Genomic DNA, 19,241 nt, shown 5'->3' on the forward strand with positions numbered 1-19,241 from the left:
TTCCTCGATCCGCCTGGACGGAGCGATCAGTACTTGATGCGCAGGGTCGCGCCGTAGGTGCGCGGCTGGCCGAGGAAGGCGGCGTAGGTCTGGGTGTCCAGCGCCGGGTTGTAGAAGGTGCCGTTCGGCTGGACCGTCGACTGGAAGGCCGTGCCCTGGGCGAGGGCGTTATAGGCGACCTGCACATACTCTTCGTCGGTCAGGTTCTGGCCCCAGACCTCGAAGGTCCAGCGCTCATCCTCGGAGCCGATGGAGATGCGGCCGTTCAGCGTCGTGAAGGCGTCCTGCATCTTGTACGGCAGCAGGTCGGAACCCGTGTTGTATTCCGACATGTATTTGGCCGCGAGGCTGAAGCCGCCGCGCAGGCCGCCGCCGAGGCTGCGGTCATAGTTCAGCGAGCCCGACACCGACCACTCGGGCGCGAACGACGCCCTCGAGCCCGGCAGCAGGGACAGCTGCGGGAAGCTGCCCGGGTTGGTCAGGTCCGCGGCGGTGAACTCGCCGTACTCGGTCTTGGTGTAGGTGACGCCGCCCGACAGGCTGAGGCCGTCGATCGGGGTGAACCACAGCATGTCGGCGTCAACGCCGCGCGAGGTCAGCTCGGGGATCGATTCCACCACGAAGGCGGTGCCGAGGAAGGTGTTGAGCTGGAAGTCCTCGAACGTCTGGTCGAAGTAGGTCGCGTTCAGCAGCAGGGTGCGGTCGACCAGCGTCATCTTCACACCGGCTTCGTAGCTGTCGACGACTTCCGACGGGAACAGCAGCGAGGCGGTCGGCGTGATGCCGTTCTGCACGCGGTCGAGGTTGTAGCCGAAGCTCTTGTAGCCGCGGGCGTACGAGGCATAGGCCATGACCGAGTCGTTCAGGCGATAGGCCGCCTTGATCGTTCCGGAGACCTCGCCGTCGTCGAACGACTCCGAGATGCGACGGTTGGTGAAGGCGAAGTTGGCCCACGGCAGGCAGGAGTTGCCGATGACGCCCGCCGCAGCCGCTGCGCCGGCGGCGCCGCCGCCGAAGGCGCCGGCCAGAGCGGCCTGGTTGGCCGCCACCGCGCCGCAGGTCGCGCCGTTGCCGTTGATATTGGTCTGTTGACCCAGAACGCGCTTCTCATCCTGCGTGTAACGCAGGCCGAGCGTGATATCGAACTGGTCGGTCACGTGCCAGGTGTTGTTGGTGAAGATGGCGTAGGACTCGGAAGACTGGCTGTAGCGGTCCTCCATGCCCTGTCCCGTGATGAAGCCCGGACCGGTCGCCTGGAGAGTCGGCACGGTCACGATCGCCCCGCCCGGTCCGAACGGGCCGGTTCCGGTGCCGCCCGTGGCCAGACAGCCCTGAATCTGGGCGGCCGTGGTGCCCGGGCGCGACAGGCAGCCGAAGCTGTTCGGGCTGATCGGGATCGCCGGGCTGGCGCGGTTGAAGTTGGCGGTCAGCAGATAGGACAGGAAGTTGGTGTAGTCCGGCCCGAGGTAGAAGCTGTCCTTGCGGCCGATGTCCTCGTGCGTGACGAAGACGCCGACCAGCCAGTCGACCTTGTCGGTCTGGCCGGCCAGACGCAATTCCTGGGTCCAGTTCTCGACGTCATAGCCGTAGTCGCCGTCATCGACCCGATAGGCGATGTCCGCGCCCGTGTAGTCGATGTCCATGCCGAGGTCGCCGCTCCAGCGGCGCCATGAAGTCAGCGAGGTCAGGGTGGCGTTCAGCGAGGTGAAGTCGATGTTGGCTTCAGCCGACAGGCCCATATCCTCGATCTTCTGGCCGGTGTCGCGGTTGGCGAAGGCCGTGCGCGAGAAGGGCAGAACGCCGAAGCCGGTGGCGGGCGGACGCTGGCCGGTGCCGGTCGAGAGGGCGTCGACGAACGGATAGGTCGGACCGGTGCGGATGTTCACGCCGACGCAGCAGTATTCGTCCCGCTTGGTGTAGTCGGCGATCAGGCGGATCGAGGCGTTGTCGTTCGGCAGGATCAGCAACTGGCCGCGGGCGGTCCAGAAGTCCTGGTTCTGATCGTCGGTCGTGGTGCGCGGGCCGTCGCCGGTGTTCACGTCATAGAAGCCGTCCCGCTTGCGGGTGCCTGCGTACAGGCGGAAGGCGACGGTGTCGGTGATCGGGCCGGTGACCGAGCCGGTCACGCCGTAGGCGCCGTAGTTGCCGCCGGTCAGTTCCAGGCCATAGCCCGGTGTGAACGCGGGCGCTTCAGTGATGACGTTGATGACGCCGGCCGAGGTGTTCTTGCCGAACAGGGTGCCTTGCGGACCCTTCAGGACCTCGATGCGGCTGAGTTCGCCAAGGTCGCCGAAGCCGACTGAGTTACGCGAGCGGTACACGCCGTCGATCACGACGCCGACCGAGCTTTCCAGACCGGGGTTGTCGCCGACGGTGCCGACGCCGCGGATACGGGCGGTGGTCGAGGCCTCGGACTGGGTCGATGTCACGGTCATGCCGGGGGTCAGGATCTGCAGATCCTTGATGTCGCGAACGCCCGCGTCCTGCAGCGCTTCCTGCGACAGGCTGGTGACCACGATCGGCACGTCCTGCAGGTTCTGCTCGCGCTTCTGGGCCGTGACGATGATGTCGTCGATCGTCGTCGGCTGGTCCTGCGGTGCGGTCTGCGCGGCGGCGACCCCGGCGAAGCCGAAGGCGCAGGCGCCCACGACGGCGGCGGACACGGTGGTGCGAAGAATGTTGGTGCGGCGCATGGCGGCTCCCCCGACGAGGCCGCACGCCCTTTGGTAGGACAGCTACGGCGTTTCCTGATCCCTTGGGGCCGAACCCTTCTTCCGGGGCGCGGCTCCTCCACCGTTTTGGGTAATCCAAGCCGGACTCACCGACAAGAAGCGTCACGGGGCGGGGCGATTTTTACCGTGGCGGGAAGGCGACCTGTGACGAAAAAGCGACAAAAAGGAATGACGCTACGTCAATATTCGCCCGGATTCGCCCGCAAAATCACAATCCCGCGACCAGTTTCTTTCGCCGAGCCGCCGCCATCGACAAGACGATTGCGCCGACGACCGACGACAGGAAGGAGCCGCCGAGCACGCCCAGCTTCACCTCTACCTGTTCGGGAGAATCGACTGCGCCGGGGAAGGCCAACGCGCCGATGAAAAGGCTCATGGTGAAGCCCACACCGCACAGCAGCGAGACGCCGTACAACTCAAGCCAGGTCGCGCCGGTCGGACGCCGTCCGAGCTTCATCGCCGTCGCCAGCCAGGCGGCGCCCATCACCCCGATCTGCTTGCCGACGAACAGGCCCAGCGCGACCCCGATCACCAGCGGCGCCATCGCCTGTTCCAGCGACAGGCCCGCGAAGGACACGCCGGCCTTGGCGAAGGCGAACAGGGGCAGGACGAGGAAGGCCACATAAGGATGGAGATCGTGCATCGACTCCTTCAGCGGGCTCTGCCCATCCTCGCGTCGCGGATTGACCGGAACGATGGCGGCGAAGGCCACGGCCATGAGCGAGGTCGACAGACCCGCGCTGACGCTGAGATGCCAGGCGAGGGCGAAGCCGAGGATCCAGAAGGGTGCGGGGATCCGCCAGCGCCCGACCACTGCACCCACAGCCAGAACGACGATCAGCGAGAACACCAGCATCCAGTTCACGCCGCTGGAGAACAGCACGGCGATCAGGGCGATGGCGCCGAGATCATCTACGATGGCGAGGGTCAGCAGGAAGACCCGCAACGATGAAGGCAGGTTCCGCGCGACCATGGCGAAGACGGCGAGCGCGAAGGCGATGTCGGTGGCCAGCGGGATCGGCCAGCCCTGATGCGGTCCGCCACCCGCGCCCGACACCCCCAGATAGACCAGCGCCGGCGCAACCATCCCGCCCAGTGCGGCCAGCACCGGCGTCGCCAGCTTTTTCGGATCGCTGAGCTCGCCCTTCAGAATCTCGTATTTGATCTCGAGCCCGACCACGAGGAAGAAGACCGCCATCAGGCCTTCCTTGATCCATTCGCTGATGGTCAGCCGGTGCAGGACGGGACCGATCTGCAGCACGTGCTCGCTCTTCAGCCAGGCAAAATAGGCGGCCGACCACGGCGAGTTGGCGACCACCAGCGCCGCCAGTGCCGCGACCCCCAGCACAGCGCCGGATGCGGCCTCGGTCTTGAGGAAGTCGAGTGTGATCTTGCGCGCCACGGCGGCCTCCTGAGCGGAAACGACAGATGCGGCGTCCGGTTATCGACGGACGCCGGACCGGATTCGCGTGGCTCGCGCCGGCCCGACCGGGCGAGCCCGGCCTGATCTCTGTGCGGCAATTAGCCGGTGGTATCTCTCCGATGCAAGCCGACGCCCTTGCGGGCGCGCGGCTTCGGGGGCACCTGAGCGCCATGCCGCCCTCCCCCGCCTATCGCCCCGAGCCCCGGTTCTTCGATCTGGGGGACGAGTTCGGCGACGCCGTACAGGCCGCGGCCTTCCCGCAGACGATCCTGCGGTTCCGCAACGACCGGGCCGCGGCGACGGTGGGGCTGGACGGTCTGACCGAGGCGGAATGGATCGCCGCCTTCGGCCGGTTCGAGCCCCTGCCGGCCCAGCCCGGTCCTGTGGCGATGCGCTATCACGGCCACCAGTTCCGCACCTACAATCCCGATCTCGGCGACGGGCGCGGATTTCTGGCGGCTCAACTCAGGGCGGACGACGGCCGGCTGCTGGATCTCGGCACAAAGGGCTCGGGCACGACGCCTTGGTCGCGCGGCGGCGACGGTCGACTGACGCTCAAGGGCGGCGTGCGCGAGGTGCTGGCGGCCGAGATGCTGGAGGCGCAGGGCGTGCCGACCAGCCGCGCCTTCAGCCTGATCGAGACCGGCGAAGCGCTGGAGCGGGGCGACGAGCCCTCGCCGACTCGCTCGGCCGTGCTGGTCCGCCTGTCGCACAGCCACATCCGGTTCGGGACCTTCCAACGCGCGGCGTACTTGGGGCGCAAGGATCAGATCGAGGCCCTGCTGGGGCACGCCCGCTTCCTCTATCACCCGCAGGTCGCGGCCGGCGACGCGCCGGGCTTTCTGCAGGCCGTGGTCGAGGCGTCGGCGCGACTGACGGCGGCGTGGGTCGCGGCGGGGTTCGTGCACGGGGTGCTGAACACCGACAATCTGAACGTGACGGGCGAGAGCTTCGACTACGGCCCGTGGCGGTTCATGCCACACTATGAGCCGGGCTTCACCGCCGCCTATTTCGACCAGACCGGCCTGTATGCCTTCGCCCGCCAGCCGGAGGCGGTGTTCTGGGCCCTGACACAGTTGGGCGGGGCGTTGAAGCTGGTCGCGGATGCCGAGCTGTTGACCGAGGCGCTGAACGGGTTCGGCCCGGCCTATATCCGCGAGCTGCGCGCGGCCTTCCTGCGGCGACTGGGGGTTAAAAGCCTCGGCGAGGCGGCGGACCAGCGACTGCTGGATGCGACGCTGGCCCTGCTGCGCGAAGGCGGCGAGGCGCTGCGCTGGGAGCCGCTGTTCTTCGACTGGTTCACCGGCTTCTCGTCGTCCGCGCGGGCGCTCGGCGGGCTGCGCAAGGCCAGCTATCAGGGTGAGGCCTTCGACGCCTTCCGGTTCGCCCTGTTCGAGCACGAGCCGGATCGCCCGGAACGACTGGAGCATCCAGTCTTCACCGCCGCGGAGCCGCAAGAGATGCTGATCGACGAGGTCGAGGCGATCTGGGCCGCGATCGACGCTGGCGACGACTGGACACCCTTCGAAAGGAAGATCGCGTGCATCCGCGAGACCGGCGCCGCTCGCTGCTGACACCCGGCTGGCAACAGGGTGGCGGTAGGGTCAGCGGGCTGGACAAGGCGTTCGATCGAGCGCCGAGGCCAACGCAGAATTAAACTTTGTTAGGCATACGGCCACGCTTCGGCCGCGTAGATCGCATAACGGTGATCACGAATGATTTCGACGTAATCCCTCCCCTTGCGGATCGTCCTGATCGTTCCGACATCGCGACTGTTACAGATAACAATGCGTCCCTCCCCGGACGCCGGACAAGACCCATGGCTTCTCAGGCCCTCACAACTTCACAAGCAAGGCTCAACGCCAGCTACCGCAACCTGACCCTCTGGACCCTGCAGGGCTGGATCGCGATGTTCTTCGTCGCCGCCGGCTACGCCAAGCTCGCCGAGCCGATGGACACCCTGACCCAGCTGATGCGCTGGCCCGCGCTGGTCTCGACCGAACTGGTCCGGGGTCTGGGCGTGGCCGAGGTGGTGCTCGCCGTCCTGATGCTGGCGCCGCTCGTTTCGTGGAAGCACGGCCGCCCGCTGCTGGTGGTCGCGGCCGCCGGCCTGCTGGGTCTGGAAACCGTCATGCTGGGCGTCCACGCCCTGGGCATGGATGTCGGTCCGGCGATCACCAACGCCATCCTGATCGCCATGACCGCGCCGGTTCTGTGGTTCCGCGCCCGGGAAGCGCGCTAGGGCGTCTTGCCTGACGTCCGGCATTTGTCAGAACAGTAGAGCACCGAGGCCCAGTCCCGGGCCCACTTCCTGCGCCATGAAAACGGCTTGCCGCACGAAGCGCACGTCTTCTGCGGCAAGTCGCGCTTTGCCGTGCCCGCAGCGTTGACGTGCTTTCGCGACATGGCGTCAGAAAAGCTTCCCTTTACGTGCGCGTCAAGTTCGAGCTATGTCTTGGGGCATGGCGACCGCCGACGATCATCGCACCTATTCGATCCGCCAGTTGTGCCGCGAGTTCGGCGCCACGGCGCGCGCCCTGCGGTTCTACGAGGACAAGGGCCTGCTCAATCCGGCGCGCAAGGGTCAGACCCGCGTCTACGACGCCCGCGATCGCGCTCGTCTGAAGCTCATCCTGCGCGGCCGCCGTATCGGTTTCTCGCTGCAGGAGATCCAGTCGATGCTGGATCTGTATGACCGCAAGGATCACAACGCCCACCAGATGGCCGTCGCCCTGCGTCAGCACCGCGCGCAGATCGCGACGCTGAAGCAGCAGCTCGAAGACATCGAGGGCGCCATCGAGACGGCCGAAGAGGCCTGTCGCTGGATGGAAGAAAAGCTGGGCGAGTTCCGCCCCGACCTGCTCCCCGGCGCCGACGAGTACGCCAGCCTGATGAAGGCGCGGCTCAGCACCGACCACAACCACCAGCCCTTCAAAGCGAGAGCCTGACGCATGGCCTACAAAGCCCCCGTCCGCGACCTGACGTTCATCCTGAACGAGGTGCTGGAGATCGACCGCTACACCAATCAGCCCGGCTTTCAGGACGTGTCGTCCGAGCTGGCGCAGCAGATCCTCGAGGAGGCCGCGCGCTTCGCCGACGAGGTCATCGCGCCGATCAACAACCCGGGCGACAAGGAAGGCTGCCACTGGGCCGACGGCGGCGTGGTCACCACGCCCAAGGGCTGGAAAGAGGCCTACCATCAGATGGTCGAGGCCGGCTGGCCCTCGCTGATGATGGACACGGCTTACGGCGGTCAGGGCATGCCGTCGGTCATCGGCTCGGCCGTGGGCCAGTTCACCGCCGGCGCCTCGGCGGCCTTCTCCATGTATCCGGGTCTGACGGCCGGCGCCTGGGCGGGCATCCATGCCAACGCCTCGGAAGAGCTTAAGCAGAAATACCTGCCCAAAATGTCGACCGGCGAATGGACCGGGACGATGAACCTGACCGAGCCGCAGTGCGGCACCGATCTGGGCATGGTCCGCACCAAGGCCGTGCCGAACGGCGACGGCAGCTATTCCATCACCGGCCAGAAGATCTGGATCTCGGCCGGCGAGCACGACTTCGCCGACAACATCATTCACACGGTGCTGGCCCGCGTCGAAGGCGCCCAGCCGGGGATCAAGGGCCTGTCCCTGTTCCTCGTGCCCAAATTCCTCGTCAACGAGGACGGCTCGATCGGCGAGCGCAACACGCTGGAATGCGCCGGGCTCGAGCACAAGATGGGCATCCACGGCAACGCCACCGCAGTCATGCAGTACGACGGCGCCAAGGGCTGGCTGATCGGCGAGGAAGGCCGGGGCATGAACAACATGTTCGTGGTCATGAACGAGGCCCGCCTCGGCACCGGCCTGCAGGGTCTCGCCATCGGCACCGCCGCCTATCAGGCCGCCGTCGAGTTCGCGAAGGATCGCCTTCAGGGCCGCAGCCTGACGGGCGCCAAGAACCCCGAAGGCCCCGCAGACCCGATCATCGTCCACCCCGACGTGCGACGCATGTTGCTGGAAGCCCGCGCCTTCGTCGAAGGCGGTCAGGCCTTCATCCTGTGGACCGCGTTGCAGTCGGATCTGGAGAAGTCCGAGGACGAGGCCGTGGCCCAGAAGGCCAAGGACTATATGGGCCTGCTGACGCCCGTGCTTAAAGCCTATCTGACCGACAAGGGCTTCCACGCCGCCTCGCTGGCGATGCAGGTGCACGGCGGCTCGGGCTACACCGAGCATTTCCCGGCCAGCCAGTATCTGCGCGATGCGCGGATCACCATGATCTACGAAGGCACCAACGGCATTCAGGCGCTGGACCTCGTGGGCCGCAAGCTGCCGTCGCAGGGCGGGCGGGCGATCATGAGCTGGTTCGCCGACATCGACGCCTTCGTGACCGAGCACGGGTCGAACGAGTCGGTGAAGCCCTTCATCGACGGCGTGGCCGACGCCAAGAAGAAGCTGCAGGACGGCACCATGTGGCTCATGCAGAACGGCATGCAGAATCCGGACAACGCCGGCGCCGCCTCGACCGATTATCTGAACATCTTCGGCATCACCGCCCTGGCCTATGTCTGGGCGCAGATGGCCATCGCCGCGCAGAAGCAGATCGACGCCGGCTCGACCGACCCGTTCTACACCGCCAAGCTCCAGACCGGCCGCTACTTCGTCGAGCGCATCCTGCCCGACGCCGGCGCTCACCTGATCAAGCTGAAGACCGGGGCGGATGTGCTGATGGCCATGCCGGCGGAGTCGTTCTGATCTGACCTTCTCCCTCCCCGTTCGGGGAGGGTGGTCGTCGCAACGCGACGACCGGGTGGGAAGGGCCCGGTGAAACAGCCGACCCCGCCTCGCCAAGCCGCCCCCACCCGGCCGCTTCGCGGCCACCCTCCCCCTTCGGGCGGAGGGAGAACGTCCGAGCGAGCCCATGAACGTCCTCAACGTCCCCGAACCCGATTTCATGCAGGACGAGGAGATCACCCTCTTCTCGGACTCCGTCGCCAAATGGATCGACGAGCATGCGCCGCCCGAGAAGGTGCAGCAGTGGATCGCCAACTCGTCGGTGCCGCGGCAGCTCTGGAACGACGCCGGCGACGCGGGCCTGCTGGGTCTGTCCCTGCCGGAAGAGGACGGCGGGTTCGGCGGCGACTATCGGCATGAGGTCGTGCTGATGCGGCAGCTGGGCTGGAAAGGTGCGGACCACTTCGGCATCTCGCTGCACAACGCGATCGTCATGCCCTACATCTGGCACTACGGCACCGAGGAGCAGAAGCAGCGCTGGCTGCCCCGCTTGCAGTCGGGTGAACTGGTCGGCGCCATCGCCATGACCGAGCCAGGCGCGGGCTCCGACCTGCAGGGCGTGAAGACGACCGCCATCAAGCAGGGCAACCAGTATGTGGTGAACGGGTCCAAGACCTTCATCACCAACGGCCAGCTGGCCAACTTCATCATCGTCGTGGCCAAGACCGACCCGGCCGAGGGCGCCAAGGGCACCTCGCTGATCGTCGTCGAGACCGACGGCGCGGAAGGCTTCGAGCGCGGCCGCAACCTGCACAAGATCGGCATGGAGGCCAACGACACCTCCGAACTGTTCTTCAACGATGTGAAGGTGCCCGGCGAGAACATCATCGGCGGGACCGAGGGTCAGGGCTTCATCCACCTGATGCAGCAGCTGCCGCAGGAGCGACTGAACATCGCCGTCCAGGGCGTCGCCGCCGCCGAACGCGGACTTGAGGAGACGCTGGCCTACGTCAAGGAGCGGAAAGCCTTCGGCAAGCGCATCCTCGACTTCCAGAACACCCAGTTCAAACTGGCCGAGGTGAAGACCAAGCTGACCGTCGCCAAGGTCTTTGTCGACCACTGCATGGGCCTGCACCTCAAGGGTCAGCTCGACGCCGCCACGGCCTCCATGGCCAAATACTGGGTCACCGACATCCAGGGCGAAGTCATCGACGAGATGCTCCAGCTCCACGGCGGCTACGGCTACATGAACGAGTACCCGATCGCGCAGCTGTACAAGGACGCGCGGGTACAGCGGATCTACGGCGGGACGAACGAGATCATGAAGCTGTTGATCGCGCGGACGCTTTGAGGGCGATTACTTCTTGTCATCCCGGACGGAGCGAAGCGAAGATCCGGGACGGTGAAGCAACAAAGAGATCAGGGCCCGGTCGGCCCATGGCCGAACCGGGCCTAAGGCTGTATCGCGCGGAGATCGCCGTAGAGGTCAGCCCAATGTGGATTGCTTTCCTCCACGAGGGCGAACTTCCACTCGCGCAGCCAGCGTTTGATCCGTTTCTCTCTCAGGATCGCCTGATCGACATATTGATGGGTCTCGTACAAGACCAACCGGTCGATGCCACGCTCCGAGGTGTAGCCCGGAATCAGACCCCCCTTATGCTCGGCGACCCGGCGCAGAAGGTCGTTTGTCATCCCGACGTACAGCCAACCGCAGGGACCGCTGGCGAGCAGATATACATAGAACTGTCTGGACATCTCCCTTCCTCCCGGCTCGACCCTTACGGGTCGTCCGGGGCGCGTCAAGGTTGAAAGACTTCTCCGTCCCGGATCGCCGCTACGCGTCGTCCGGGATGACAAGGGCGACGCGCTCGGTATGAGATGGGAAGATGATCCGCATCTACATCCCCCAGCCCCTGTCCCCCGGCGCAGCCCTCGCTCCCACGCTCGATCAGTCCCGCTACCTGACGCAGGTCATGCGGCTGAGGGCAGACGATGAGCTGCTGGTTTTCAACAGCCACGACGGCGAGTGGCGTTGCACCATCGCCGAGGTGCTGAAGAAAGGCGTTGTCCTGAAGGCGGAAGAGCGGGTCAGGGACCAGATCTCGCCGCCGGACGTCCACCTGCTGATCGCGGTGGTGAAGAAGTCCGCGCTGGAATTCGCGGTCGAGAAGGCCACGGAGCTGGGCGCGGCGCGGATCGGACTGGTCCAGACGGCCCGCACCCAGCCCCAGCACCTGCGTCTGGACCGTCTGGACGCCATCGCCGAAGAGAGCGCCGAACAGACCGGGCGCATGGATGTGCCGCCGGTTGATGCGCCGGTGAAGCTGGACGCACTTCTGGACGGCTGGGACCCGTCCCGCAGGCTGATGTTCTGCGACGAAACCGGGGGCCCGCCCGCTATCCCGACGCTGCGCGAGGCGGGCGAGGGTCCGTGGGCCATCCTGATCGGACCGGAGGGTGGATTTACGCCTGAGGAGGGCGAGCGTTTGCGCGGCCTTCCCTTCACGACCGTCGTTTCGCTGGGCCCGCGCATCCTCCGCGCAGACACCGCCGCGACCACCGCGCTGACCCTCTGGCAGGCGGCGATCGGCGACTGGGAACGCGAGGCTTAAGGCGGCCTTATTCATGCGTGAGCAGAATGGGACTTGAGCAAGGCCTTGGGCCCGCCCATCTAGCGACGACCCGAGGGGCTGGAACACCACGCATGGCCGACGCCGAACCGCTTTCCCGCGACGCCCTGATCGGCGCGATGTCGAAGGGCATGAAGCCCCGAGACCAATGGCGCATCGGCGCCGAGCACGAGAAGTTCGGCTTCGACAAGTCGACCCTGCGTCGGCCGGCCTATGAGGGCGACAGCGGCATTCTCGCCATGCTCACCGGCCTGCAGCGTTTCGGCTGGTCGCCGGTCGAGGAAGCGGGCCATGTCATTGCGCTGGAACGCAGGAACAGCGAGGGCATGACGGCCTCCATCAGTCTGGAGCCCGGCGGCCAGTTCGAGCTTTCGGGCGCACCGCTGAAGGACGTGCACGAGATCTGCAACGAGACCGGCCAGCACCTGATGGAGGTCAAGCAGGTCGCCGACCAGCTGAACCTCGGCTTCCTCGGCGCCGGCTTTGATCCGATGTGGTCACGCGAGGACGTGCCTGTCATGCCCAAGGGCCGCTATGCGATCATGCGCGCCTATATGCCCAAGAAGGGCGGACTGGGCCTCGACATGATGCTGCGCACCTGCACCATTCAGTCGAACCTCGACTTCGACAGCGAGAGCGACATGGTCGCCAAGTTCCGCACCTCGCTGGCGCTGCAGCCGATCGCCACCGCCCTGTTCGCGAACAGCCCCTTCACCGAAGGCAAGCCCAACGGCTTCCTGTCGGCGCGCGCGAACGTCTGGACCGACACCGATCCTGACCGCACCGGCATGCTGGACTTCGTGTTCCAGGACGGCTTCGGCTTCGAGCGCTACGCGGACTACGCGCTGGACGTGCCCATGTATTTCGCCAAGCGCGGTGAGACCTATGTCGACCTGTCGGGCCAGTCGTTCCGCAGCTTCATGACGGACGGTCTGGACGCCCTGCCGGGCGAGCGGGCGACGCTGAAGGACTGGAACGATCACCTGACCACGCTTTTCCCCGAGGTTCGGCTGAAGGCCTATCTGGAGATGCGCGGCGCGGACGGCGGACCGTGGAGCCGCATCTGCGCGCTGCAGGCCCTGTGGGCGGGCGTGCTGTACGACGCTCCATCGCTGGCGGCGGCGTGGGATCTGGTCAAGGACTGGGACATCGCCGACCACGAGCGCCTGCGTCGCGACGTGACCCGGCTGGGCCTCAAGGCCGAGGTGGCCGGGCGCAGCGTTCAGGACGTGGCGAAGGATATGGTCGCCATCGCCCGCGAAGGCCTGAAGAACCGCGCCCGCTTCTCCGGCGGCATGGTCGACGAGCGCGGCTATCTGTCGGAACTGGAAGACATCGCCGACAGCGGCGTCACCCCCGCCGAACGCCTGCTGGAGCTCTACAACGGCGAATGGCAGGGCGACGTGACGCGCATCTATCGCGACTTCGCCTACTAGGTCCCGGGCTGGCGGTAGGGGACCAGCTCGGCCAGCCGACGCTCCTCTCCGCGCGGATCCGGCGTCGCTTGGCTGACGGTGTCGAACTGCATCGTCGCGCGTGTGGGCAGCTCATACTTCGGCCAGTCCGGCACGCCGACGCCGTTCGGATTTCCGGTGCGGGCGAAGTTCAGCAGCGCGGCTCCCATCACTGAGGCGACAGGGTCTGTGTCAGGCCCGCCGCCGGTCATTGAGCGGATCTCGTGATGGTTCTGGAAGAAGAAGGGAATGTCGCCGCAGTGCGGAGCGCCCCACTGGCCGCCCATGACCGGGCTCTTCCAGTCGAACTGATAGACCCATGTATCCGCCCCAGGCTGCACCGCACGCCGGTCCGCCTGGGTGATCTGGGCGCGCCATGAGCGCAGCGCCGTCGTCGCCGAGAAGAAGACCTGGCTGGGCGAGTACGCCGGGTACTTGTCCCGGTACCAGCGAACCACCCCCTCTGGCGTCAGACCGCCCAGGAACTGCGGGATGTGCCGGGTCAGCTTGGCCGGCACGCCCTCCCACGTCAGGCTGAACAGCTCCTGATCGCCGGCGCCGATCAGCAGGGTCGTCTCGTCATGGGTGTTGCCCATGATCAGCGGCACGTCGCGCGACAGGGGCGTGGCGTCCGGCTCGAAGGGGTGCCGGGTCAGGCTGCGGCCGTCGAGCACCGGCACATAGGAGACGCCGCGGCTGGTGGCGATCAGTTGCTCCTTGGTCAGCCGTTTGAAGGCGTCCGCGCTGTCGACGCCGGCGTTGGCCAGCGCCTTGCGCGCGCTGGCGGTGGCGAGCTCCGGTGAGGCGACGGTGACCTGCTGGCCGCTCATGGTCAGGACGCGGTGGAACAGGCCGCGCGCGGCGGGCATGGCCATCAGCACCGACGCCTTGGCCCCGCCGCCGGACTGGCCGAAGATCGTGATATTGCCGGGGTCGCCGCCGAACTCCGCGATGTTGTCGCGCACCCACTGCAGGGCCAACACGATGTCCAGCATCCCCGCGTTGCCCGAGTCCGCGAACGCCTCTCCGCCCAGCTCGGCCAGATACAGATAGCCGAAGGCGTTCAGCCGGTGGTTCAGGGTGACCACCACCACATCGCCCAGACGCGCCAGATTGGTCCCGTCATACAGTGGGCTGTTGGCTGACCAGTTCGAGAAGCCTCCGCCGTGCAGCCAGACCAGCACCGGCTGCTTCCCCTGCCCGACCTGCGGCGTCCACAGGTTCAGCTTCAGCAGGTCCTCGGACGTATCGTCGGTGGTGAAGGCGCTTTCGGGCAGATAGCCGCTGTTCGACCCGCCCGCGGGCTGGGGCGCCAGTGGCCCGAAGGCGGCGGCCTCCAGCACGCCGCGCCACGGCCGGGGCGGCTTTGGCGCCGCGAACCGCGTCTCCGCCGTGTCCGCGCCATAAGGCACGCCCTTGAATACGCTGATGTTTCCGGCCCGCCGCCCACGCAGCCGCCCATGCCGCGTCCGCGCCACGACACCGGTGTCAGGCTGAGCTCGAACAAGAGACGGCGCACCCAGCACAGCGCTCGCTCCAGCGGCGGCCAGCAGTGCGCGACGATCGACTCCAGACCCGGTCACAGGCGTTCTCCCGTTATGTTTTGCGGCCACGTTCCGCCCCGCGCCCGACGTCGTCAAGGCCGCTTCCCCGTGACCGCCCCGCGTTCTAGGGTCCGACCGCTTTCACCGGAGGACCCCATGACCGGAACCATTCGCGTCGGCATCGGCGGCTGGACCTACGAGCCGTGGCGCGGGGTCTTCTATCCAGACAAGTGGAGCCAGAAGCGCGAGCTGGAGTACGCCAGCCGGCACACGACCTCGATCGAGATCAACGGCACCTACTATTCGGGCTTCAAACCCGAGACCTGGATGAAATGGCGCGACGAGACGCCGGACGATTTCGTGTTCGCGGTGAAGGCCAGCCGGTTCTGCACCAACCGCAAGGTGCTGGCCGAGGGCGGCGAGAGCGTCGACCGGTTTCTGGATCAGGGCCTGACCGCGCTGGGCGACAAGCTCGGCCCGATCAACTGGCAGTTCATGGCGACCAAGAAGTTCGACCCGGTCGACTTCGAGGCGTTTCTGAAGATGCTGCCCAAGGAGAAGGACGGCGTGCGGCTGCGCCACGCACTGGAGGTCCGCAGCCCGACGTTCGACACGCAGCAGTTCTACGATCTGGCGGCGAAATACGGCGCGGCCATCGTCTACGCCGAGGACGACGAGGCGCCCGAGTGGCCGAAGATCGACCTGCCGACCGCCGACTTCACCTACGCCCGGCTGATGTCGAGCAAGGAAGACGAGCCGTCTGGCATGACCTCGGCCGAACTGGACGGCATCGCCAGGAAGGCCCGCGGCTGGGCGAAGCGCGGCGACGTCTTCGCCTATTTCATCGCGGGGGCGAAGGTGCGTAACCCGGCGGCGGCGCAGGCGCTGATTGGAAAACTGGCTTAGGCGCCGCCGCTCGCGTCACCGCGCCCGGGTGAAGACCCAGGTCACCGTGCCGTCGTTGAGGCGCAGCGTCGAACCGGAGCGGCTGATCGTGTAGTTTTCAGTACGACCCGAGCGATCGCTCTGGCTGACGTTGCTGTTGCAGGACCGGCTGGCGCGCTCGGAGCCCTGGCGGATGTCGAAGGCGCCCCGCGTGCCGCTGACAGTCAGGATGCCCGCCCGTTGCTGTCTCAGGGTGACGTTGCAGCTGGAGCTTTCCGGATAGGTCTTGTCCGACATCCAGTCGAAGCCGCCGTCCGGGCGGATCGTCAGCGTCATGTCGCGACGGACCTGTGTCGGCACTGGCCGGGTCGAGATCACCGTGCTGCCGCCGGGGCGGAAATCGCCTGACATGGAGTAGGTGGTGCGCTGCTCCATCACCGAGCGGATGACCAGTTCCTGCTGGGTTCCGGTATGGCGCCATGTGCCGGCCAATTCCGCGGTCTGGGCGTGAACCGAAGGGGCGGCGAGCAGCAGGCTGGCGGCGATCGCGGCGGCGGAGATTTTCATCGTAACGATCCTCTGAAGTCGCGGACAGGTTGGCGTGTCGCGACGAACCCCGCGCGCGCCCTGCGACGGGAACCCGTGGTTTTTGCGACGAAGAGCGCCCTTCTCTCGGGCGTGCGAGGACGCTATGCCGTCAGGGAAGGCTTTCGCGTCAGACGAACGCCCACAGGGAAAGGAATCGTACATGGCTCGAGTAGCTTTCGTGACCGGCGGCACCCGCGGCATCGGCAAGGCGATCGTGCAGCGGCTGAAGGAAGACGGCCTGTCCGTCGCGGCCGGCTATTCCGGCAACGCCGAGGCCGCCGAAGCGACGGCGAAAGAGCTTGGCGTCATGGTCGTGAAGGGCAACGTCGGTTCGTTCGAGGACTGCGCCCGCGCGGTCGCCGAGGTCGAGAGCCAGCTGGGCCCCATCGATGTGCTGATCAACAACGCCGGCATCACCCGCGACGGCTTCTTCCATAAGATGACCGCGGACCAGTGGTCCGACGTGATCCGGGTCAACATGGACAGCGTGTTCAACATGACACGGCAGGTGATCAACGGCATGCGCGACCGCGGCTTCGGCCGGATCGTCAACATCAGCTCGATCAACGGTCAGAAAGGCCAGATCGGCCAGACCAACTATTCGGCCGCCAAGGCCGGCATGATCGGCTTCACCAAGGCGCTGGCGCTGGAAAACGCGCGCAAGGGCGTGACGGTGAACTGCATCGCCCCGGGCTATATCGACACCGAAATGGTGGGCGCCATGGACCAGAAGGTGCTGGACTCGATCATCGCCCAGATTCCGGTGGGAAGGCTCGGAAAAGGCGAGGAAATCGCCGACATGGTGTCGTGGCTGTCGGGCGAGCGTGCCGGATATGTCACAGGATGCACCCTGTCGCTGAACGGCGGTCAATATCTGGTCGGCTGAGCCGTACTCCGCCCAAAATCCGCCGCGCGCCGATTCCACCACTTCAAGCATGAAATTGACGGCCAGGGTCAGATCGGCGGGGGGTCCGCTTCTGACCGCGACGGCGATCGCCGTTGCGGCCGCCGTCCTGACTCTGCTGTTCCACGTCCCCGCCGCCGTCGCGCAGGTTCGCGGCAATGCGCAGGCGGAGCAGAGCGAGGCCCTGCGCAACCGCGGCGGTCTGGTCATCACGCCGCCGGCCGTGGGCCGCTATGTGTCCGAGAGCGGCGAGGGGTTTGTTCTGGACCGATCCGGCCGCTATCCCCTTCTTCGGTTCGACCGGCGCGACGAGACCTGGGTGCTGCGCCCCAGCCCCGCCCCGCGAGGCGACGTCATCTACCGCAACGACGCCGGCGAACAGGTCCTGCGCACCACGCCCAGCGGCGGCCTGACGGTCTTCACGCCGCGCGCGCCGGGCGGCTCGCCCGCCTCGCTGAACGGCGCGGGACAGAGCCTTGGGCCGCCGACGCTGGGCCCGGCGCAGGTGTTCAACCTGATGGCCCGACGCAGCGCCCTGCTGACCCAGGCCATGGGCCGGCTGGTCGAGATCAACGTCGACACCGGCTCCAGCTCGGAATCCCTGACGGTCGAGGCGCTGATCGTCACGACCGACGCCGTGCTGCGTATCGCCCGCTCTCCGACGGCGCGAGCCTCTCTGGACCGGCTGCGCAGCATCACCATCGCGGAGGGCCCGCGGTCGGGCGTCGTGTACACCAACGGCGATCTGCGCGTCGTGGTGGCCCCGACGCAGGGCGTGGCCGGCCGGCCATCCTCGGCCCGGATCATCCGCGCCGTCCTGCCGCAATAGGTCAGCCCACGAAGCTGTCCTTGGCGGCGCGCAGGGCTGCGAAGGTTGCGGCGTCCCCGGCCCTCAGAAACGGATTGAACGCCTTTTCGGCCGCCAGCGTGGTCGGCACGGTCGGTCGCCCCTGTTCGCGCAGGTCGAAGACCTTCGCCGCATGCGCCGCCGTCTCCGGCCGGTCGTCGACGCTCAGGGTGAAGCGCGCATTCGCGGCCGAGTATTCGTGAGCGCACCAGATCGTCGTCTCGTCGGGCCAGCGAAGCAGGGCCTGAAAGCTGTCCCACATCTGCTCGGGCGTCCCCTCGAACAGGCGTCCGCAGCCCATCACGAACAGGGTGTCGCCGACGAAGGCCTGATCATCCGCCGCCGAGCGATACACGATGTGCCCCAGCGTGTGACCCGGGGTTTCGGTCACCTCGAACGTCGTCTCGCCCAGCATGACCGTGTCCCCTCCCGCGACGACCCGGTCCAGCGGCGCGGCGCGGCGCACCTCTTCCGGACCCACGATTTCGCATCCGGTTGCCGCCTTGAGCGCTGCGTTGCCCTGGGTGTGATCCGGGTGCCAGTGGGTGTTCAGGATCAGGTCGAGCCGCCCCCAGCCGGACGTCTCCAGATCGCGCTGGATCGCCTCGGCGTCCGGCGTGTCGACGGTCGCGACCAGACCGGCCGCCCGGTCCCGCACCAGAAAACCGTAGTTGTCGTTCAGACAGGGGAAGATGCGGATATCGAGGGCCATGCGCCCGTTCTAGCAAGCCCGCCGCAAGCGGCCTATCCTTCAGCCATGCGCCGCAGCATCGACGAGCTTCGACTCTTTTACGGCGAACCCGCGGGAGCGCTGGCGCGGCGGCTGCTGGCCCGGCGGCTTGAGGATGCGTGGGGCGAGGCGACCAACGCCGACGTGCTGGGTCTGGGCTATGCGACGCCGTGGCTGGACGCCTTCGTAGGCGCGCGCCGGGTGGTGGCGGCCATGCCCGGCGGTCAGGGCGTGGAACTGTGGCCGACGGTCGGCCGCAACCGCACCACCTTGGTCGAGGATCGCCGTCTGCCTTTCGCGGCCGGCAGCTTCGACCGCATCCTGATGGTCCATGCGCTGGAAGAGGCCGATGACGCCCGGGCGCTGATGATGGAGGCGGTGCGGGCGCTGGCGCCGGCAGGCCGGGTGATCCTGATCGCCGCCGCCCGCGGAGGCCTGTGGTCGCGGGCAGAGAACACGCCCTTCGGCCACGGCCGCCCCTTCACTCGCCGACAGCTGGAGCAGCTGGTGCGCGAGGCGGGGCTGGAGCCGACGGCCTGGTCCCAGACGCTGTACGTGCCGCCGTGGGGGCCGTTACTGCCGCTGGCCGACGGGTTCGAGCAGGTGGGACGCCGCATCATGCCCGGTGCGGCGGGCGTGCTCCTGCTGGAGGCTACGCGACAGGCCTATGCCCGTATCCAGCCCGGGGGCGCCGTCGCCACCGCGCCGATCCTGACGCCGTCCCTTCAGCCCCAGCCGGCATCGCGTGCGCGGCGCGATCTGGCGGGATTGTGCGAACGGTCCTAAAGC

Annotated in this window: 18 protein-coding genes; 11 read left to right on the top strand and 7 right to left on the bottom strand. The window is 67.1% G+C overall.

Translation table 11 applies throughout. The features are described 5' to 3' along the window. Positions 1-26 precede the first annotated feature (26 nt). A complete protein-coding gene (locus ACIQC9_RS10220; RefSeq protein ID WP_400615184.1) occupies positions 27-2,693 on the bottom strand; it encodes a TonB-dependent receptor in 2,667 nt (888 codons plus the stop codon). 247 nt (positions 2,694-2,940) lie between these two features. Beyond that, complete coding sequence (nhaA, locus tag ACIQC9_RS10225) at positions 2,941-4,134, bottom strand: Na+/H+ antiporter NhaA (protein ID WP_400615187.1); 1,194 nt, start codon at positions 4,132-4,134, stop codon at positions 2,941-2,943. A 191-nt stretch (positions 4,135-4,325) separates the two neighbouring features. Between nhaA and ACIQC9_RS10230 the strand changes: the two genes are divergently transcribed. Beyond that, positions 4,326-5,729, top strand: a complete 1,404-nt coding sequence (locus tag ACIQC9_RS10230; RefSeq protein WP_400615466.1) for a protein adenylyltransferase SelO — start codon at positions 4,326-4,328, stop codon at positions 5,727-5,729. A 245-nt stretch (positions 5,730-5,974) separates the two neighbouring features. Beyond that, the gene (locus ACIQC9_RS10235) at positions 5,975-6,397 is read left to right on the top strand and encodes a DoxX family protein (RefSeq protein ID WP_400615190.1); all 423 of its coding nucleotides are present in this window, start codon (positions 5,975-5,977) and stop codon (positions 6,395-6,397) included. Here the strand turns inward: ACIQC9_RS10235 and ACIQC9_RS10240 are convergent. Then, positions 6,394-6,561: a DUF2256 domain-containing protein gene (locus ACIQC9_RS10240; RefSeq protein ID WP_400615192.1), complete on the bottom strand. Its 168-nt coding sequence runs from the start codon at positions 6,559-6,561 to the stop codon at positions 6,394-6,396. The two genes, ACIQC9_RS10235 and ACIQC9_RS10240, sit on opposite strands and share 4 nt — an antisense overlap. Positions 6,562-6,617: 56 nt before the next feature. On the opposite strand from ACIQC9_RS10240, the gene ACIQC9_RS10245 reads away from it, so the two are divergent. The 3 genes from ACIQC9_RS10245 to ACIQC9_RS10255 all read left to right on the top strand — a co-directional run bounded on the left by ACIQC9_RS10245 (position 6,618) and on the right by ACIQC9_RS10255 (position 10,221). Continuing rightward, complete coding sequence (locus ACIQC9_RS10245; protein WP_400615195.1) at positions 6,618-7,103, top strand: MerR family DNA-binding transcriptional regulator; 486 nt, start codon at positions 6,618-6,620, stop codon at positions 7,101-7,103. 3 nt (positions 7,104-7,106) lie between these two features. Beyond that, complete coding sequence (locus ACIQC9_RS10250; RefSeq protein ID WP_400615197.1) at positions 7,107-8,891, top strand: acyl-CoA dehydrogenase C-terminal domain-containing protein; 1,785 nt, start codon at positions 7,107-7,109, stop codon at positions 8,889-8,891. 166 nt (positions 8,892-9,057) lie between these two features. Next, the gene (locus ACIQC9_RS10255) at positions 9,058-10,221 is read left to right on the top strand and encodes an acyl-CoA dehydrogenase family protein (RefSeq protein ID WP_400615199.1); all 1,164 of its coding nucleotides are present in this window, start codon (positions 9,058-9,060) and stop codon (positions 10,219-10,221) included. A 101-nt stretch (positions 10,222-10,322) separates the two neighbouring features. Here ACIQC9_RS10255 and ACIQC9_RS10260 read toward each other — a convergent pair whose 3' ends face one another. After that, complete coding sequence (locus tag ACIQC9_RS10260) at positions 10,323-10,625, bottom strand: GIY-YIG nuclease family protein (protein ID WP_400615201.1); 303 nt, start codon at positions 10,623-10,625, stop codon at positions 10,323-10,325. Between the two features lie 131 nt (positions 10,626-10,756). Here ACIQC9_RS10260 and ACIQC9_RS10265 point away from each other — a divergent pair, with 131 nt between their 5' ends. Then, positions 10,757-11,482 carry a 16S rRNA (uracil(1498)-N(3))-methyltransferase gene (locus tag ACIQC9_RS10265; RefSeq protein WP_400615203.1) on the top strand — a complete coding sequence of 242 codons (726 nt, stop codon included), beginning with the start codon at positions 10,757-10,759 and terminating at the stop codon, positions 11,480-11,482. Between the two features lie 92 nt (positions 11,483-11,574). Then, positions 11,575-12,936, top strand: coding sequence for a glutamate--cysteine ligase (locus ACIQC9_RS10270; protein WP_400615205.1), 1,362 nt, complete (start codon positions 11,575-11,577; stop codon positions 12,934-12,936). Here the strand turns inward: ACIQC9_RS10270 and ACIQC9_RS10275 are convergent. After that, positions 12,933-14,537: a carboxylesterase/lipase family protein gene (locus ACIQC9_RS10275; RefSeq protein ID WP_400615207.1), complete on the bottom strand. Its 1,605-nt coding sequence runs from the start codon at positions 14,535-14,537 to the stop codon at positions 12,933-12,935. The two genes, ACIQC9_RS10270 and ACIQC9_RS10275, sit on opposite strands and share 4 nt — an antisense overlap. A gap of 117 nt (positions 14,538-14,654) precedes the next feature. Here ACIQC9_RS10275 and ACIQC9_RS10280 point away from each other — a divergent pair, with 117 nt between their 5' ends. Beyond that, complete coding sequence (locus ACIQC9_RS10280; RefSeq protein WP_400615210.1) at positions 14,655-15,404, top strand: DUF72 domain-containing protein; 750 nt, start codon at positions 14,655-14,657, stop codon at positions 15,402-15,404. Positions 15,405-15,419: 15 nt separating this feature from the next. Here the strand turns inward: ACIQC9_RS10280 and ACIQC9_RS10285 are convergent, their stop codons facing one another. Further along, positions 15,420-15,950 (bottom strand): hypothetical protein, encoded by a 531-nt coding sequence (locus ACIQC9_RS10285; RefSeq protein WP_400615212.1) that lies wholly within the window; start codon positions 15,948-15,950, stop codon positions 15,420-15,422. Positions 15,951-16,131: 181 nt separating this feature from the next. Between ACIQC9_RS10285 and phbB the strand changes: the two genes are divergently transcribed. Further along, a complete protein-coding gene (gene phbB / locus ACIQC9_RS10290) occupies positions 16,132-16,857 on the top strand; it encodes an acetoacetyl-CoA reductase (RefSeq protein WP_400615214.1) in 726 nt (241 codons plus the stop codon). Positions 16,858-16,906: 49 nt separating this feature from the next. Continuing rightward, positions 16,907-17,704, top strand: a complete 798-nt coding sequence (locus tag ACIQC9_RS10295) for a DUF4908 domain-containing protein (RefSeq protein ID WP_400615216.1) — start codon at positions 16,907-16,909, stop codon at positions 17,702-17,704. 1 nt (position 17,705) lies between these two features. Here ACIQC9_RS10295 and gloB read toward each other — a convergent pair whose 3' ends face one another. Further along, positions 17,706-18,434 carry a hydroxyacylglutathione hydrolase gene (gloB, locus tag ACIQC9_RS10300; protein WP_400615218.1) on the bottom strand — a complete coding sequence of 243 codons (729 nt, stop codon included), beginning with the start codon at positions 18,432-18,434 and terminating at the stop codon, positions 17,706-17,708. Positions 18,435-18,479: 45 nt separating this feature from the next. Between gloB and ACIQC9_RS10305 the strand changes: the two genes are divergently transcribed. After that, entirely contained in the window at positions 18,480-19,238 is a 759-nt protein-coding gene (locus tag ACIQC9_RS10305; protein ID WP_400615221.1) for a class I SAM-dependent methyltransferase, read from the top strand. Positions 19,239-19,241: the final 3 nt, after the last annotated feature.

Source organism: Brevundimonas sp. NPDC092305, assembly GCF_044755415.1.
Taxonomy (GTDB): domain Bacteria; phylum Pseudomonadota; class Alphaproteobacteria; order Caulobacterales; family Caulobacteraceae; genus Brevundimonas.

Coding starts and splice junctions, on each gene's coding strand:
- ACIQC9_RS10280 (WP_400615210.1), top strand. CDS start 14,655: ATGACCGGAACCATTCGCGTCGGCATCGGCGGCTGGACCTACGAGCCG.
- gloB (WP_400615218.1), bottom strand. CDS start 18,434: ATGGCCCTCGATATCCGCATCTTCCCCTGTCTGAACGACAACTACGGT.
- ACIQC9_RS10240 (WP_400615192.1), bottom strand. CDS start 6,561: ATGTCGCGAAAGCACGTCAACGCTGCGGGCACGGCAAAGCGCGACTTG.
- ACIQC9_RS10260 (WP_400615201.1), bottom strand. CDS start 10,625: ATGTCCAGACAGTTCTATGTATATCTGCTCGCCAGCGGTCCCTGCGGT.
- ACIQC9_RS10285 (WP_400615212.1), bottom strand. CDS start 15,950: ATGAAAATCTCCGCCGCCGCGATCGCCGCCAGCCTGCTGCTCGCCGCC.
- ACIQC9_RS10250 (WP_400615197.1), top strand. CDS start 7,107: ATGGCCTACAAAGCCCCCGTCCGCGACCTGACGTTCATCCTGAACGAG.
- ACIQC9_RS10235 (WP_400615190.1), top strand. CDS start 5,975: ATGGCTTCTCAGGCCCTCACAACTTCACAAGCAAGGCTCAACGCCAGC.
- phbB (WP_400615214.1), top strand. CDS start 16,132: ATGGCTCGAGTAGCTTTCGTGACCGGCGGCACCCGCGGCATCGGCAAG.
- ACIQC9_RS10245 (WP_400615195.1), top strand. CDS start 6,618: ATGGCGACCGCCGACGATCATCGCACCTATTCGATCCGCCAGTTGTGC.
- ACIQC9_RS10305 (WP_400615221.1), top strand. CDS start 18,480: ATGCGCCGCAGCATCGACGAGCTTCGACTCTTTTACGGCGAACCCGCG.
- ACIQC9_RS10295 (WP_400615216.1), top strand. CDS start 16,907: ATGAAATTGACGGCCAGGGTCAGATCGGCGGGGGGTCCGCTTCTGACC.
- ACIQC9_RS10255 (WP_400615199.1), top strand. CDS start 9,058: ATGAACGTCCTCAACGTCCCCGAACCCGATTTCATGCAGGACGAGGAG.
- ACIQC9_RS10220 (WP_400615184.1), bottom strand. CDS start 2,693: ATGCGCCGCACCAACATTCTTCGCACCACCGTGTCCGCCGCCGTCGTG.
- ACIQC9_RS10265 (WP_400615203.1), top strand. CDS start 10,757: ATGATCCGCATCTACATCCCCCAGCCCCTGTCCCCCGGCGCAGCCCTC.
- ACIQC9_RS10230 (WP_400615466.1), top strand. CDS start 4,326: ATGCCGCCCTCCCCCGCCTATCGCCCCGAGCCCCGGTTCTTCGATCTG.
- ACIQC9_RS10270 (WP_400615205.1), top strand. CDS start 11,575: ATGGCCGACGCCGAACCGCTTTCCCGCGACGCCCTGATCGGCGCGATG.